Genomic DNA, 15,465 nt, shown 5'->3' with positions numbered 1-15,465 from the left:
AATTCCGGCGGGCCCGTGGACCGCCCCGGGAGACACCCGTGGCTCACTCCGGCAGCAGCGCGAACGCCTCGATCTCCATCAGGAACTCCGGGCTCACCAGGGCGGCGACCTGCACGGCCGAGGCGGCCGGGAGGCGGTCCGCGGATATGTGCTCGTCCCGGGCGGCGCGGACGGCCGGCATGTACGCCATGTCCGTGACGAAGAAGGTCAGTTTGATCACGTCGTCGAAGCCTGCCCCCGCCGAGGCGAGACAGCGCCGCAGATTCTCGAAGACCTGACGGGCCTGTGCCGCCGGGTCGCCCTCCCCGACGAGCTTGCCGTCCTCGTCGAGCGCGAGCTGGCCCGAGACCGCCACGAAGCGGCCCGTGCCCATGACGACGTGGGTGTACGCGGCGGCGGGGGCGACCCCGTCGGGGGCGGAGATGCGCGTCAGTTCGGCCATGGATCCATCGTGCACCACGCCACTGACAACGCCCCCGACGGGCCGCCGCCGCTCACCTGCCGGGGCTCAGCCCCGGAATCCGAGCAGCCCGTGCAGCGTCGCGCCGCGCGACGAGCCCGAGGCCTTCTTGCTCAGCGGTGACGGGTCGGGCAGCGGCTTGCACACCGCGTCGACCTCACCGCCACTGCGCGGCACCCTGCCGTCGGCCAGATACGTGGCCAGATGCTTGTCCAGGCAGGCGTTGCCGCTCAGCGTGACGCCGTGGTTGCCGCCACCCTGCTCGACCACCAGGCTGGAGTCGCCCAGCAGATGATGGACCATGACACCGCCCTCGTACGGGGTGGCCGCGTCGTCCGTCGCCTGGAACAGCAGCACCGGCGGCACCGAGTCGTTGGAGACGTCCACGGGCTCAAGGGAGTCCGTCGGCCAGAACGCGCACGGCGCGTTGTACCAGGCGTTGCTCCAGGTCATGAAGGGCGCCTTCTCGTACACCTCCCAGTTGTCCTCGCGCCACTCCTCCCAGTCGCGCGGCCAGGACGCGTCACGGCACTGCACCGAGGTGTAGATGCTGTAGCTGTTGTCGCCCGCGGGGTCGACGGCACCGAAGTTCTCGTACGCCTCGATCAGCGGGTCGTCGTTCTTGTCGTTCACGAAGGCCGCGAACGCCTCGGCGAGATACGGCCAGTAGCCGTTGTAGTAGCCGCCGGGGACGAACGTGTCCTCCAGTTCGGAGGCGCCCACCCTCTTGTCCGCGGGCTTCTTCGCCAGCGCCGCCCTCATCGCGTACCACTTGGCCTCGATCTTCTCCGGATCGGTGCCGAGCCCGTACTTCGCGTTGTTCTTGGCGACCCAGGCCATGAAGGCCCGGTGACGGTCGTTGAAGGCGTAGTCCTGCGCGAGGTTGTCCTCGTACCAGACACCGGTGGGGTCGACGATGGAGTCGAGCACCATGCGCCGTACGCGGTCCGGGTGGAGCTTCGCGTAGACGGCGCCCAGGTAGGTGCCGTACGAGTACCCGAAGTAGTTGATCTTCTTGGCGCCGAGCGCGTGCCGGATCGCGTCCATGTCCTGGACCGCGCTCACGGTGTCGAGGTACGGCAGCAGCTTGCCGTACTTCGTGCCGCACGCCTTCGCGAAGGCCTTGACCCGGTCGAGGTTGGCCTTTTCCAGGGCGGGGGTGCTCGGCACCGAGTCGGGGCGTACGGGCTTGAAGTGCCCCGGCCTGCAGTTCGGGGCGGGCTTGCTGGCGCCGACGCCGCGCGGGTCGAAGCCGATGACGTCGTACTGCGAGGCAACCGCCTTCGGCAGCGTGGCCGCGACGAACCCGGCGAGCGTGAGACCGCTGCCGCCGGGGCCGCCCGGGTTCACCAGGAGCGGTCCCTGGGACTTCTTCGCGGTGTGCGGGACCCGTGACAGCGCGAGCGTGATGCGCTCGCCGTGCGGGTTCGCGTGGTCGAGCGGCACCTTCAGGGATGCGCACTGGAGCGTCGGATAGGAGGTGGTGCCGCACTTCTTCCAGGTGAGCTTCGCCTGGTCGGCGGAGAGCGTGGTGCGCGGTGCGGTCGCGGAGTCCGCGCTCGCGCCGGCCGGGATCGCGGTGATCATTCCGGCCACCACGGCAGCGGCACCGCACAGAGCAACTGCGCGTCGGTTCACGATGAATTGCCTCGCATGGATGTTCCGGGCAGGGATTCTGGCCTGATCCTCGGGCCGCGGGTCCGGGGGTTGTCCCCCGGGGAGATGCAGCATCGGACCTCCCAGGACGGAGGTTGTGGGCCGTGCACGCCACGGCCTTCGCCGTATCGTCCCGGAGCGGCCGCCCGGAAGAAGTGATTCCGACAAGAGTTTGACCCGATCGGCCCGCGCGATGCGCCCGGATGCAGCTGAGACGCGCTGGTCGGAGCGGGTGCCGGCGTCGTGTGCCGGTGCCGGTCAGAGAAGGGTGAGCTGGGTCGGCTCCGGGACGGCCGGTTCGGCGGGTGCCGGGATCCTGCGCGGCATCTCCGCGCGCGTGGGACCTATCCCGTACTCCTCGGCCAGTTCATGGACCTGACGGGTGATCCGGCGCTGGTACCACTTCGGGGCGTAGGCGCCCTCCGCGTACAGCCGCTCGTAACGGCGCACCAGATACGGGTGGTGGTGTGCCAACCAGCTCATGAACCACTCGCGCGCCCCCGGCCGCAGATGCAGCACGAGCGGCGTGACCGAGGTCGCGCCGGATGCCGCGATCGCCCGTACCGTCGCGCGCAGCTGGGACGGGTCGTCGCCCAGGAAGGGGATCACCGGGGCCATCAGGACCCCGCAGTCGATGCCGTGCTCGCTCAGCGTGCGGACGGCGTCGAGGCGGCGCTCGGGGGCCGGCGTGCCCGGCTCCACGGTCCGCCACAGCTCGTGGTCGGTGAAGCCCACCGAGACGGAGATCCCGACCTCGGTCACCGCGGCCGCCTGCTTCAGGAGGTCGAGGTCACGCAGGATCAGCGTGCCCTTGGTGAGGATCGAGAAGGGGTTCGCGTGGTCGCGCAGGGCCGCGATGATGCCGGGCATCAGCTGGTAGCGGCCCTCGGCGCGCTGGTAGCAGTCCACGTTCGTGCCCATCGCTATGTGATCGCCGAGCCAGCGCCGCGAGCCGAGATGCCGCCGCAGCAGATCAGGGGCGTTCACCTTCACCACGATCTGGCTGTCGAAGCCGAGGCCCGTGTCGAGGTCCAGATAGCTGTGGGTCTTGCGGGCGAAACAGTAGACACACGCGTGCGTGCACCCCCGATAGGGGTTGACCGTCCACTCGAAGGGCATGCGCGAGGCGCCCGGCACCCGGTTCACGATCGACTTGGCCCGGATCTCGTGGAACGTGATTCCACGGAACTCCGGGGTGTCGAACGTACGTGTGGTCACCGCGTCCGCGCCGAACAGCGCGGCGTCCCTCGGCAGGTTGCCGCCGGACTCCACTGTGAGGTTCTCCCAGCGCATGACGCCTCCTCGGTAGCACTGGACACAGAATAGAACACATGTTCCCTTGATCGTGCGAACTCACTTTCGACGGGCGTGGCGTCCAAGGCTCCGGGCCTTGAGGGGACCCCGATTTGGGCGGCTCGGCCGCCTGATGGTTGGCTGAGCGCTGACCCCCGAGATCCCGAGTGCTGGAGGAACGCAATGGCGCAGGTCGAGGCCACCACTGAGCGAGTCGTAGCGGCTCAGCCGGACGACGTGTTCGATGCGCTGGCCGACTACACCGGCACGCGTGCGAAGCTCCTGAGCGAGCACTTCAGCGAGTACGAGGTGCGCGAGGGCGGTGACGGCGAGGGCAGCCTCGTCCACTGGAAGCTCCAGGCCACGAGCAAGCGCGTCCGCGACTGCCTTCTTGAGGTGAGCGAGCCGACCGACGGCGAGCTCGTCGAGAAGGACCGCAACTCCTCGATGGTGACCACCTGGCGGGTCACCCCGGCCGGCGAGGGCAGGTCCCGGGTCGTCGTGACCTCGGTGTGGAACGGCGCCGGCGGCATCGGCGGCTTCTTCGAGAAGACCTTCGCGCCCAAGGGTCTCGGGCGGATCTACGACGAGGTGCTGGCGAAGCTCGCCACCGAGGTCGAGAAGTAGCTCTCGGGGCCGTCCCGGTGAGCGCGTGGACGCGCTCGGCCGGGCGATTCTCACGCTCACCGTTTCGAGTGGTTTTCGGTATGGCTCCGTCGTACGCCGTAGGGCTCCCACCGGCGGTTACGCCTGTTGAGCTCCACTGACGGGCGACTCGTCGCGCTTGCTCCCAGTTGTCGCGTAATGCGAGAAATGGGCCGCGCAGGCGCGACGAGGGGAGCAGCACGTGGGCGGGACGACTCTGGCGGCGGGCGAACGCGGCGTTTCGACCCCGGCACCTGACACGCCCCAAGGGCCGCCGGAACCACCGCAGTTCGAGGCGCTCAGCCCGGGCCGCGTGCGGATGGTGTTCTGCGCGCTGATGCTGGCGCTGCTGCTCGCCGCGCTGGAGCAGATGATCGTCGCCACCGCCCTCCCGAAGATCGTCGGTGAGTTGCACGGCCTGGACAGGATGTCCTGGGCTATCACCGCGTATCTGCTCACGGCCACCGTCGGACTGCCCGTCTACGGCAAGTTCGGCGACCTCTACGGCCGCAAGGGCGTCTTCCAGTTCGCGATCGTCGTCTTCGTGATCGGCTCCGCGCTGGCCGGATGGTCGCGCACCATGGACCAGTTGATCGCCTTCCGCGCACTCCAGGGCGTCGGCGCCGGCGGACTCATGATCGGCGTGCAGGCGATCATCGCGGACATCGTGCCGCCCCGGGAACGCGGCCGCTTCATGGGCCTGATCGGCGCCGCCTTCGGCCTCGCGTCGGTCGCGGGGCCGCTGCTCGGCGGCTACTTCACCGACCACCTCTCCTGGCGCTGGTGCTTCTACATCAACGTGCCCTTCGGCCTGGTCACGCTCGTCGTCGTCGCCGTCGTGCTCAAACTGCCCAAGCCGACCACCCGGCGCCGCCTCGACGTCCTCGGTGCCCTGCTGCTCGCCGCCGCCTCCACCTGCCTGGTCCTGCTGACCAGTTGGGGCGGAACGGAGTACGCGTGGGACTCGCGCGTCATTCTCGGACTCGGCGCGGGAGCCGTCGCCGCGACGACCCTGTTCCTCGTCGTCGAGCACTTCGCGGTCGAACCCCTCATGCCCCTGCGGTTGTTCCGCGACGGGGTCTTCAACGTCACCGCCCTGGTGGGCGTGATCGTCGGGGTCGCCCTCTTCGGAGCGGCCAGCTATCTGCCCACGTACCTGCAGATGGTCGACGGCGCCACCGCAACCGAGTCCGGCCTGCTCATGCTCCCGATGATGGCAGGCATCGTCGGCGCCTCGGTCGTCTCGGGCCAACTCATCAGCCACAGCGGCCATTACAAGATCTACCCGATCCTCGGCGGCGCCCTGTCCGTCCTCGGCATGTGGCTCCTGTCACGGCTCGACGTCGGCACGCCCCGGCTGCACTACAGCGTCTGGATGGCCGTACTCGGCGCCGGGATCGGCCTGATCATGCCCGTACTGATCCTCGCCGTGCAGAACTCCGTGGAACCCCGCGACCTCGGCACCGCGACCAGCGCCAACAACTACTTCCGGCAGATCGGCGGCAGCGTCGGCGCCGCGATCTTCGGCACGCTCTTCGCCGACCGGCTCGCCGACTCCCTCGCCGAACGGCTGCCCACCGGGGCCGGCCTGCCCGACCCCGAGTCCATCACCCCGCAGCTCGTCCACGCACTGCCCGCCGAGCTTCGCGACGGCTACATCGCGGCCTACGCCGACGCCATGCCGCGGATCTTCCTCTACCTCGTGCCGGTGCTCGTCCTGGGCCTGCTCGTCGCCTTCTTCCTCAAGGAGAAACCGCTGGTGTCCCACCACACCCCCACCGCCCCCGAGACCGCCGCGCCCTTCAACCCCTCCGTCCCGTCGGCCCGTTCGTCCTACGCTGCCGGAGTGCCCGTCTGCGGCACCGTCCAGCACCCCGACGGCACCGTCGTGCCCCGCGCCGCGCTCACCCTCATCGACGTCGCGGGACAACAGATCGGACGGGGCGCGAGCGGGGACGACGGACGGTACGCGCTGTCCACGCCCGGCGCGGGGTCGTACGTCCTCATCGCCGCGGCCGGCGGGCATCAGCCGCAGGCCGTCAGCGTCACCGTCGGGGAGCGGCCGGTCGAGCTGGACGTCGTCCTCGGCGGCGCCGGACGGCTGGCCGGGAGCGTGGTGACGGCGGACGGGACGCCCGTACGGGACGCGACCGTCACGCTCACCAACGTGCACGGCGAGGTGGTCGCCACGACACGCAGCGGGCGTGAAGGGGGTTACGTCATCACGGAGTTGGTGGCGGGGGAGTACACGTTGGCCGCGAGTGCGCCGGCCTTTCGGCCCGCCGCCCTGCCGGTGAGCGTGCAGGCCGCCCGGGAGGCTCGCCAGGATGTCGAGCTCGCGGGCGGGGCGGTGCTCCGGGGGACCGTACGGGCCAGTGGGGGACGGCTCGTCGAGGATGCGCGGGTGACGCTGCTGGACGCCGCGGGGAACGTGGTGGACACGTTGACCACCGGAGGTGACGGAACGTTCCGGTTCGTTGATCTTTCTTCGGGGGAGTACACGGTGATCGCCGCGGGGTACCCGCCGGTGGCCACCGTTCTGCAGGTGGCCGGGGGCGGGCGGACCGAGCGGGATCTTCAGTTGGGGCACGAGGACTGAAGACCGTGGCCTGAGGGTTCGTTGTCGGCCGCGGGGCGTACTGGGCTGGTCGCGCCCATGCGGCGGAGCCGCGCAGTGTCACTGCCCCGCGCCCCTGACTGGGCGCTGGTGTGCGCCGGAGTTATTTCCCTCAATGCCACACATGGCAACCAGGCGCGGACGTACCGTGGTTGTGACGGTACAGATCTTGCGGACCGTGGGGAGAGAGGGCCTGGGCCATGGACCGTGGCACCGAGAGGGGCACAGCTCACGGCCGTGCGGGCGGTAACGGGGTCGCGGCGGGCCGGATTCCGTTGGCAGTCGTGGTCGTCGACCGTGAGGGTCTGGTCTCGCACTGGAGCCGGGGCGCCCGGCGGCTGTTCGGAGCCGCCAAGGACGAGGCGGTCGGACGGCCCGCAGTCGATCTGCTGCCCGTGTCCGGTGCCCTGCCCGATGACGACGAGGTCGCTCCCTACGGGGCGTACTCGCCGTACGACGGCCTCGGACCCGACCTGGAGTCGTCCCTCGACGGGCGGCTGTCCTACCCGGCAGCGGGGCGTGCGCGGTTGTCGGCGCCCGACAGTGACCGGATCGATGTGCTGTGGTGGGCGTATCCGCTGGTGGGGCCGGGGCCCGAGCGGCTGCTCGTGCTCGCCGCCGACGCGGGCGGGCTGCGCCACGAGAACACCGGCGCGGGGCTGGCCGTGGAGCGCATCGCACCAGGGTTCGCGCTGCACACCGACTTCCCCGGCGCCGAGGAACTGGCCCGCAGGCTGCCCGAGATCCTCCCCAGCATGAGCGTCGGAGAAAGCGCCCGCATCGTCGCCCAGGTCCTCGAACTGGGTTATCCCGTCCTGGAGTTCAGCCAGAACGACCGGGTGCCCGTCACCCCCGACTGGGGCATGCCCCGGCGCGCCGAGCGCAAGGCCCGCCAGGAGCGGGCCGCCGCGGCGGTCGCATCCGGCGCACCCCTGCCGCAGGGCGTGGAGGATGAGGGCGAAGATCTCGAATACGCCGCCGTCCGCGAGCGCCTGGAATTCCTGAACGAGGTCAGCGGGCGGATCGGCACCTCGCTCGACCTGTCCCGCACCATCGTCGAGGTCAGCCGGGCCGTGGTCCCGCGATTCACCGACGTGGCAGGCACCTATCTCCGCGAACAGGTCGTCGCGGGTGAGGGCTTCCCCGAGGGCGTGCCCGACACGACCACCATGTGGCACCGGGTCGCCGTGGAGCACACCGACGAGCCGGGCCGCTGGGACGATGTCGTGCCCGTCGGCGAGGCTATGCCGTTCCCGGCACACACCCCGTTCTTCCAGTGCATGACCACCGGCGACCCCGTCCTGGTGCCCCGCATCAGCGAGCAGATGGGGCACATGATCGCCGCGCAGTTCGAGAAGCGCGACATCCGGCCCCTCATCACGGGCCGCTCCATGCTGGTCGTGCCCCTCAAAGCCCGCAACGTGGTCCTCGGCTTCATGATCCTGCTGCGCCACCCGGAGCGCGTCGAGTTCAACGACATGGACCGCGTCACCGGCGCCGAACTCGCCGCCCGCGCCGGGCTCGTACTCGACAACGCCCGGATGTACACGTACCAGGAGAGCGTCGCCGAGACCCTCCAGGACAGCATGCTGCCGCACATCGCGCCGCGCATGGCGGGCTGCGACATCGCGACCCGTTATCTGCCGGGCACGCTGCTGGGGCGGGTCGGCGGCGACTGGTTCGACTCGGTCAAACTGCCCGGGTCACGGACCGCGCTCGTCGTCGGCGACGTCATGGGGCACGGGCTCAACTCGGCCGCGATGATGGGCCAGTTGCGCACCGCCGTCCAGACCATGGCGGCTCTCGATCTGCCGCCCGCCCAACTCCTGCGCAACCTCGACGACTTGGCGCAGCGCCTCGGCGAGCACTACCTCGCGACCTGCCTGTACGCGGTGTACGACCCCATCAGGAGCGAGCTGCAGATAGCCAACGCGGGCCACATCCCACCGGTGTTGGTCCGCGCCGAGGACGGCCGCAGCGATCTGCTCGACCTGCCGACGGGTGCGCCCATCGGCGTCGGCGGGGTGCCCTTCGAGTCCGTACGGGTGCCGGTGGCGCCGGGCGACCGGCTCGTGATGTGCACCGACGGCCTGGTCGAGGTCCGCGGTGAGGACATCGGTGTCGGACTCGCCACGCTCTGCGAGTCCGCCGCGCACCCGGCCGCCTCCATGGACGACGCCTGCGACACCATCATCCGCGCCCTCAACACCCGCGGCGGCCGCAAGGACGACGTGGCGCTCCTGATGGCCCGGCTCAACGGGATCGAGCCCGAGGACGTCGCCCGGTGGCGGATCGGCCACGACCGGATGGAGGTCGGCAGGGCGCGTGCGGTGGTCCGCGAACAGCTTCACGTGTGGGGGCTGAACTCCCTTGTCGATCCCACCGAGTTGATGGTCAGCGAGCTCGTCACCAACGCCGTGCGGCACTCCCACAGCCGGCCCATCGAGCTGCGGCTCGTCCGGGGCGAGACGCTGCTGTGCGAGGTGGACGACGACGACCACACCCTGCCCACGCTGCTCAGCGCGCGCCCGCTCGACGAGTCCGGGCGCGGGATGCGTGTCGTCAGCACGCTGGCGCGGGAGTGGGGGACCAGCCGGACGAGCTCCGGCAAGACGGTGTGGTTCGAGCTGACCTTGCCACGCCGATAGCTCTCTCGGTCCTGCCCCGCCGCTGGTTCCTGGTGAGTGCCGGTTCCTGGGGAGCGAGGGGCACGAGGGGCGCACATCGGCGTGCGGCTGTCGAATGAGCAGTGAAGGTGTGCGCCGCGTGCTTGTCGCTTCACTCCGGGCGCGATAAACCGGACTGCCCGTCACTTTTCGGCGGTCCGCGGTCGCGTCCTGGGGAGCTTTCATGAGTGTGACGACTCGGTACAGAGAGGCCTGGGAGGGCTTCTGGCGTGAGGCTCCCGGTGAGCAGGGGGCCGTCTTCTGGGACGCCGAGCCCGCGGTGACGGCCGGGATCCACCTCGCGCTGTTCGAACCGCACCTGGCGGCTCCCGGCCTGCCCCTCATGGACCTCGGGTGCGGCAACGGGACCCAGACCCGGTTCCTCGCCGACCGTTATCCGCATGTCATCGGTGCCGATCTGTCGGCTGCCGCCCTCGACCACGCCCGGCTCGCGGACCCGGCGGCGCAGGCCTCCTACCGGCTGTTCGACGCGGCCGAGAAGGTCGAGGCGGAGACGCTGCATGCGGAGCTCGGTGACGCGAACGTGTATATGCGGGGTGTTCTGCATCAGTGCGAACGGGATGACCGGCAGCCGCTGGTGGACGGGCTCGCCACGCTTGTGGGTGACCGGGGGCGTGCCTTCGTCGTCGAGCTCGCGGAGGCGGCGGGGGTGATCCTGCGAGGGCTTGCGCAGGGGCCCGATGGGCCGCCGGCCAAGCTGGCGCCCGTGTTTCGGCACGGGATCGCGCCGGGGGAGGTGGCTGACGCCGCCGTGCCCGAGTATCTGCGGGCTGCTGGGCTTGTCGTTCTGGCGAGTGGGGAGTTGCCGCTTGCGACGACCGAGTTCCTGGCGGACGGGACGCGGATCGAGTTGCCGTCGAAGTGGGTTGTGGTGGGGCGCGGCTGACAGTCGGGGGCTGCGCGTCGGGTGTTTGGTGCGGGTGCGTGGGGGCTGGTCGCGCAGTTCCCCGCGCCCCTGTCGGGGCGCAGGTTGCCGCACGCCTGAACGGGCGCCGGTGATCGGGGCGGAGCGTCGCGACGCGTGCTGAAGGCAAGTCGGCGCACCCTTGGCCGATACAGAGGTATGTGACATAGTACTGGCGTGACCAAGTCGCTGACCTGCGATGTTGTGGTCGTCGGGGCCGGGATGGTCGGGGCGGCCAGTGCTCTGTACGCGGTTCGGGCGGGGCTGAGTGTCGTACTGGTGGACCGGGGGCCGGTGGCCGGGGGTACGACCGGGGCGGGTGAGGGGAATCTGCTCGTCTCGGACAAGGAACCGGGGCCCGAGCTCGAACTCGCCCTGCTCTCCGGGCGGTTGTGGTCCGATCTTGCCGCCGGGACGGGAGTGGCCGGGGCCGTCGAGTACGAGGCCAAGGGCGGGGTCGTCGTGGCGTCCGCACCTGAGGGGCTCGCGACGCTGGAGCGGTTTGCCGTCGGGCAGCGCTCAGCCGGTGTCGAGGCCGTGTCCGTCGCCGCCGGTGAACTCCACGATCTGGAGCCCTGCTTGGCGAAGGGGCTCGCGGGCGGGGTCCTCTATCCGCAGGACGCCCAGGTGATGCCGACACTGGCCGCCGCCCATCTCGTACGGCTCGCCCGCGCGGCCGGTGCCTCGCTGCGGATCGGCTGGACGGTCACGGAGGTGCTGCGCACGGCGGCGGGGGCGGTGCGTGGAGTCCGTACATCGCATGGTGACGTCCACGCGCCCGCCGTCCTCAACGCCGCCGGGACCTGGGGCGGGGAGCTGGCCGCAATGGCCGGCGTGTCACTGCCCGTGCTGCCCCGGCGCGGCTTCGTCCTGGTCACCGAGCCGCTGCCCCGCCGGGTGCGGCACAAGGTGTACGCCGCCGACTACGTGGCCGACGTGGCCAGTGACTCGGCCGCGCTGCAGACCTCCCCCGTGGTCGAGGGCACGGCGGCGGGACCGGTACTGATCGGGGCCAGCCGGGAACGGGTCGGCTTCGACCGCTCCTTCTCCCTGCCCGTCGCCCGGGCGCTCGCGGCGGGAGCGACCCGGCTGTTCCCCTTCCTGGCGGAGGTCAGGGCCATGCGCTCCTACCTCGGCTTCCGTCCGTACATGCCCGACCACCTGCCCGCCATCGGGCCGGACGCGCGTGTGCCCGGACTCTTCCACGCGTGCGGGCACGAGGGCGCGGGCATCGGACTCGCCACCGGGACGGGCCACTTGATCGCGCAGGTGCTGGCGGACAAGGCCCCCGATCTGGACCTCGCGCCATTCCGCCCCGACCGCTTTCCGGATCCGGTGAACCAGGAGGCTCCGTGACGCCCCGCACTCCGCTCGACCTGGTCGACGCCCGGCCCGGGCCCGCCTTCACCGTCACCTTCGACGGCCGGGAGATCGCCGTCCTGCCCGGTCAGACGGTCGCCGCCGCGCTCTGGTCGGCAGGCATCACGTCCTGGCGTACGACACGGGGGAGCGGCGAGCCGCGCGGTGTCTTCTGCGGCATCGGGGTGTGCTTCGACTGTCTGGTGAGCGTCAACGGGCGGGTGAACCAACGGGCTTGTCTGGTCCGGGCCGAGGCCGGGGACGTGATCCGCACGCAGGAAGGGACCGGTCACCATGACTGAACGACGGCGCCTCGCGGTGATCGGCGCCGGCCCCGCCGGACTCACGGCAGCCCTCGCCGCCGCCGCTCGCGGTGTGCGGGTGACCCTGGTCGACTCCGCCCCGCAGGCGGGCGGTCAGTTCTACCGCCAGACCGCTCCGGGGCTGGGGGCCCGCCGTCCGCAGGCCCTGCATCACCAGTGGCGTACCTGGGAACGGCTTCGGGACGGACTCGCGGCGCACATCGACGCGGGCCGCGTCACCCACCTGACGGATCATCATGTGTGGTTCGTGGAGCGGCAGTCCGGCGCCTCCACTGTCGATGACACCGGCCGAGGCTCCTTCACCGTCCACGCTCTGCTCGGGCCCGAGCAGGAAGAGCCCGTCACCGTTCACGCGGACGCCGTGCTGCTCGCCACCGGTGGGTACGAGAAGGTGCTCCCCTTTCCCGGCTGGACCCTCCCCGGAGTGGTCACCGCGGGTGGGGCGCAGGCCATGCTCAAGGGCGGGCTCGTGCTGCCGGGGCGTACCGCCGTGGTGGCCGGGACCGGGCCGTTGCTGCTGCCCGTGGCCGTCGGTCTCGCCTCGGCCGGGGCGAGGGTCGCGGCCCTCGTGGAGTCCGCCGACCCCCGCAACCTCGCCCGGCAGGCCCGCGTGCTCGCGGCCCATCCCGCGAAACTCGCCGAAGGCGCCCGGTACGCGGCCGAGTTGGCACGTCACCGGGTCAGAACCCGGGTCCGCAGCACGGTCGTCGCCGCGCACGGTACCGGGCGGCTCGAAGCCGTCACCGTCGCTGCCCTCGACGGTGACGGGCGGGTCCGGCCGGGAACCGGGCGGCGCATCCCCTGCGACACCCTCGCCGTCGGCCACGGCATGCTCCCGCACACCGATCTCGCCGAAACACTCGGCTGCCGTCTCGACGGGGTCGACGTCGCCGTGGACGACGAACAGCGCACCGACGTGCCCGGCGTCTGGGCCGCCGGCGAGACCACCGGGATCGGCGGCGCAGTGCTCGCGTCGGCCGAGGGCCGGATCGCCGGACTGTCCATCGCGGCGCGACTCAACTCTCGTACGCCCGAGCGCAGTTCGTACGCCTCGGCAGCCAAGGCGCGTGCCGGGCTGCGGGAGTTCTTCGCCGCCGTCGACACCGTCTGTGCCCCGCCCGCCCATTGGGCCGAGCAGGTCACCGACGACACCGTCGTGTGCCGGTGCGAGGAGGTGCCCGCCTCCGCGGTCCGGGAGGCCGTCGACGAGCTCGGCGCCGGGGACGTACGCACCGTGAAACTGCTGACCCGGGCCGGGATGGGCTGGTGCCAGGGGCGGATGTGCGGCCCGGCGGTCGCGGGGCTCGCGCGCTGTCCGGAGACACCCTCCCGACGGCCGTTCGCCCGGCCGGTGCCCCTCGGGGTGCTCGCTCGCGAGCCCGGCGAACCCTCATGACACGTCACCCTCCACCGAAAACCGTCTACCGAAACCGGATGGGACCCCTCATGACCGACGACAACGTCACCGACAACCGGCCCTGGCGCGGCGTCCTCGTCGCCACCGCCCTCCCGCTCAACGACGACCTCTCCGTCAACCTCGGCAAGTACGCGGAGCACTGCACGTGGCTCGTCGAGAACGGCTGCGACGGGGTCGTACCGAACGGCTCGCTCGGGGAATACCAGGTGCTCACCCCGGAGGAGCGGGCCAAGGTCGTGGAGACCGCCGTGGCCGCGATCGGCGGGCAGCGCGTGATGCCGGGCGTGGCCGCGTACGGATCCGCCGAGGCCCGTCGTTGGGCCGAGCAGGCACGCGACGCCGGCTGCGCCTCCGTGATGCTGCTGCCCCCGAACGCCTACCGCGCCGACGAGCGCTCGGTCCTCGCCCACTACGCGGAGGTCGCGAAGGCCGGCGTGCCGATCGTCGCGTACAACAACCCCATCGACACCAAGGTCGACCTCGTGCCCGAGCTGCTGGCGAAGCTGCACGGCGAGGGGCACATCCACGGGGTAAAGGAGTTCTCCGGCGACGTACGCCGTGCCTACCGCATCGCCGAACTCGCCCCGGAACTCGACCTGTTGATCGGCGCCGACGACGTGCTGCTGGAACTGGCGGTCGCGGGAGCCAAGGGCTGGGTGGCCGGTTACCCGAACGCACTGCCCTCCGCGTCCGTCGCGCTGTACCGCGCCGCCGTCGCGGGAGACCTGGACACCGCGGGCAAGCTCTACCGCCAGCTGCACCCCTTGCTGCGCTGGGACTCGAAGACCGAGTTCGTGCAGGCCATCAAGTTGTCGATGGACATCGTGGGGCGGCACGGCGGTCCGGTACGGGCGCCGCGCGTGCCGCTCCTTCCCGAGCAGGAGCAGGCCGTGCGCGAGGCCACCGAGAGGGCCGTCGCGGCCGGGCTCGCCTGAGCCTGTCCCACCACACCGGCGATGCACCGGCGGTGATGCACCGGGCGGCGTGGCACGGCCTGGCGGTACACCGGCCATCGCGAACTCGCGGGAGACCTCACCCTCAGGGAGACCCATGCGCAGCAAACTAGTCCTGCACGCCGTCGACTCGCACACCGAGGGCATGCCGACCCGTGTGATCACCGGAGGCATCGGCACGGTCCCGGGCGCGACCATGAACGAGCGACGGCTCCACTTCCGTGAACACCGCGACGACATCAAGCAGTTGCTCATGAACGAGCCGCGCGGTCACTCGGCGATGAGCGGCGCGATCCTCCAGCCGCCGACCCGTCCCGACTGCGACTACGGCGTCATCTACATCGAGGTGTCGGGCTATCTCCCGATGTGCGGGCACGGGACCATCGGGGTCGCGACCGTCCTCGTGGAGACCGGCATGGTCGAGGTCGTCGAACCGGTGACCACCATCCGCCTCGACACCCCGGCGGGGCTAGTCGTCGCCGAGGTGGCGGTGGAGGACGGCGCCGCGAAGGCGGTCACGCTCAACAACGTGCCGTCCTTCTCCGTCGCCCTGGACCGCAAGATCGAGCTCGCCGACGGGCGGACGGTGACCTACGACCTGGCGTACGGCGGCAACTTCTACGCGATCCTGCCGCTCGACCGGTTCGGGCTGCCCTTCGACCGGGCCCGCAAGGACGACATCCTCGCGGCCGGGCTCTCGCTGATGGACGCCGTCAACGCCGAGGGGGAGCCCGTCCACCCCGAGGACCCGTCCATCCGGGGCTGCCATCATGTGCAGCTCACCGCCCCGGGCTCGACGGCCCGGCACTCGCGGCACGCGATGGCCATCCACCCCGGCTGGTTCGACCGCTCACCCTGCGGTACGGGCACCTCCGCGCGCATGGCGCAGCTGCACGCCCGCGGCGAACTCCCCCTGAACACCGAGTTCTTGAACGAGTCCTTCATCGGTACCTACTTCACCGGCCGGCTTCTCGACACCGCCGAGGTCGCCGGGATCCCGGCGGTCCTGCCAAGCTTCACCGGGCGTGCCTGGGTGACCGGCACCGCCCAGTATCTGCTCGACCCCAGCGACCCGTTCCCGGCGGGCTTCGTCCTCTGAAGCCCCCGGAACCGCGCGAGATTCCCGCCCGACCACACGCACCGCCCGCTCC

12 protein-coding genes are annotated in these 15,465 nt (G+C 71.0%); 9 read left to right on the top strand and 3 right to left on the bottom strand.

The genetic code is table 11. The annotated features are described in order from the left end of the window. Positions 1–43: 43 nt before the first annotated feature. The 3 genes from ACZ5VQ_RS10080 to ACZ5VQ_RS10070 all read right to left on the bottom strand — a co-directional run bounded on the left by ACZ5VQ_RS10080 (position 44) and on the right by ACZ5VQ_RS10070 (position 3,409). Positions 44–442, bottom strand: coding sequence for a RidA family protein (locus ACZ5VQ_RS10080; RefSeq protein ID WP_469104480.1), 399 nt, complete (start codon positions 440–442; stop codon positions 44–46). Between the two features lie 66 nt (positions 443–508). After that, a complete protein-coding gene (locus ACZ5VQ_RS10075; RefSeq protein WP_469104592.1) occupies positions 509–2,047 on the bottom strand; it encodes an alpha/beta hydrolase in 1,539 nt (512 codons plus the stop codon). 327 nt (positions 2,048–2,374) lie between these two features. Further along, positions 2,375–3,409 (bottom strand): Rv2578c family radical SAM protein, encoded by a 1,035-nt coding sequence (locus tag ACZ5VQ_RS10070; RefSeq protein ID WP_469104479.1) that lies wholly within the window; start codon positions 3,407–3,409, stop codon positions 2,375–2,377. A 183-nt stretch (positions 3,410–3,592) separates the two neighbouring features. On the opposite strand from ACZ5VQ_RS10070, the gene ACZ5VQ_RS10065 reads away from it, so the two are divergent. The 9 genes from ACZ5VQ_RS10065 (at position 3,593) to ACZ5VQ_RS10025 (ending at position 15,413) form a co-directional block, all read left to right on the top strand. Beyond that, positions 3,593–4,036: an SRPBCC family protein gene (locus ACZ5VQ_RS10065; protein ID WP_362076942.1), complete on the top strand. Its 444-nt coding sequence runs from the start codon at positions 3,593–3,595 to the stop codon at positions 4,034–4,036. 220 nt (positions 4,037–4,256) lie between these two features. Further along, positions 4,257–6,653 carry an MFS transporter gene (locus ACZ5VQ_RS10060; RefSeq protein ID WP_469104478.1) on the top strand — a complete coding sequence of 799 codons (2,397 nt, stop codon included), beginning with the start codon at positions 4,257–4,259 and terminating at the stop codon, positions 6,651–6,653. A gap of 218 nt (positions 6,654–6,871) precedes the next feature. Next, positions 6,872–9,319, top strand: a complete 2,448-nt coding sequence (locus ACZ5VQ_RS10055; RefSeq protein ID WP_469104477.1) for a SpoIIE family protein phosphatase — start codon at positions 6,872–6,874, stop codon at positions 9,317–9,319. Positions 9,320–9,521: 202 nt separating this feature from the next. Then, on the top strand, positions 9,522–10,244 hold the full coding sequence (locus ACZ5VQ_RS10050; RefSeq protein ID WP_469104476.1) for a class I SAM-dependent methyltransferase: 723 nt from the start codon (positions 9,522–9,524) through the stop codon (positions 10,242–10,244). Positions 10,245–10,439: 195 nt separating this feature from the next. After that, entirely contained in the window at positions 10,440–11,618 is a 1,179-nt protein-coding gene (locus ACZ5VQ_RS10045; protein WP_469104475.1) for an NAD(P)/FAD-dependent oxidoreductase, read from the top strand. Then, positions 11,615–11,923: a (2Fe-2S)-binding protein gene (locus tag ACZ5VQ_RS10040; protein WP_362076927.1), complete on the top strand. Its 309-nt coding sequence runs from the start codon at positions 11,615–11,617 to the stop codon at positions 11,921–11,923. Before ACZ5VQ_RS10045 ends, ACZ5VQ_RS10040 begins: the two co-directional genes overlap by 4 nt. Then, positions 11,916–13,340: an FAD-dependent oxidoreductase gene (locus ACZ5VQ_RS10035; protein ID WP_469104474.1), complete on the top strand. Its 1,425-nt coding sequence runs from the start codon at positions 11,916–11,918 to the stop codon at positions 13,338–13,340. The genes ACZ5VQ_RS10040 and ACZ5VQ_RS10035 overlap by 8 nt, the downstream gene beginning before the upstream one ends. Before the next feature lie 50 nt (positions 13,341–13,390). Continuing rightward, positions 13,391–14,296 (top strand): dihydrodipicolinate synthase family protein, encoded by a 906-nt coding sequence (locus tag ACZ5VQ_RS10030; RefSeq protein ID WP_469104473.1) that lies wholly within the window; start codon positions 13,391–13,393, stop codon positions 14,294–14,296. A gap of 115 nt (positions 14,297–14,411) precedes the next feature. After that, positions 14,412–15,413 (top strand): proline racemase family protein, encoded by a 1,002-nt coding sequence (locus ACZ5VQ_RS10025; protein ID WP_469104472.1) that lies wholly within the window; start codon positions 14,412–14,414, stop codon positions 15,411–15,413. Positions 15,414–15,465: the final 52 nt, after the last annotated feature.

The sequence above is a fragment of the Streptomyces sp. NPDC033178 genome (assembly GCF_055577685.1).
The sequence above is the reverse complement of the archived record's forward strand: the minus strand, read 5'-3'. Positions and strand labels throughout refer to the sequence as shown.

Coding starts and splice junctions, on each gene's coding strand:
- ACZ5VQ_RS10075 (WP_469104592.1), bottom strand. CDS start 2,047: ATGATCACCGCGATCCCGGCCGGCGCGAGCGCGGACTCCGCGACCGCA.
- ACZ5VQ_RS10025 (WP_469104472.1), top strand. CDS start 14,412: ATGCGCAGCAAACTAGTCCTGCACGCCGTCGACTCGCACACCGAGGGC.
- ACZ5VQ_RS10080 (WP_469104480.1), bottom strand. CDS start 442: ATGGCCGAACTGACGCGCATCTCCGCCCCCGACGGGGTCGCCCCCGCC.
- ACZ5VQ_RS10070 (WP_469104479.1), bottom strand. CDS start 3,409: ATGCGCTGGGAGAACCTCACAGTGGAGTCCGGCGGCAACCTGCCGAGG.
- ACZ5VQ_RS10065 (WP_362076942.1), top strand. CDS start 3,593: ATGGCGCAGGTCGAGGCCACCACTGAGCGAGTCGTAGCGGCTCAGCCG.
- ACZ5VQ_RS10035 (WP_469104474.1), top strand. CDS start 11,916: ATGACTGAACGACGGCGCCTCGCGGTGATCGGCGCCGGCCCCGCCGGA.
- ACZ5VQ_RS10055 (WP_469104477.1), top strand. CDS start 6,872: ATGGACCGTGGCACCGAGAGGGGCACAGCTCACGGCCGTGCGGGCGGT.
- ACZ5VQ_RS10050 (WP_469104476.1), top strand. CDS start 9,522: ATGAGTGTGACGACTCGGTACAGAGAGGCCTGGGAGGGCTTCTGGCGT.
- ACZ5VQ_RS10030 (WP_469104473.1), top strand. CDS start 13,391: ATGACCGACGACAACGTCACCGACAACCGGCCCTGGCGCGGCGTCCTC.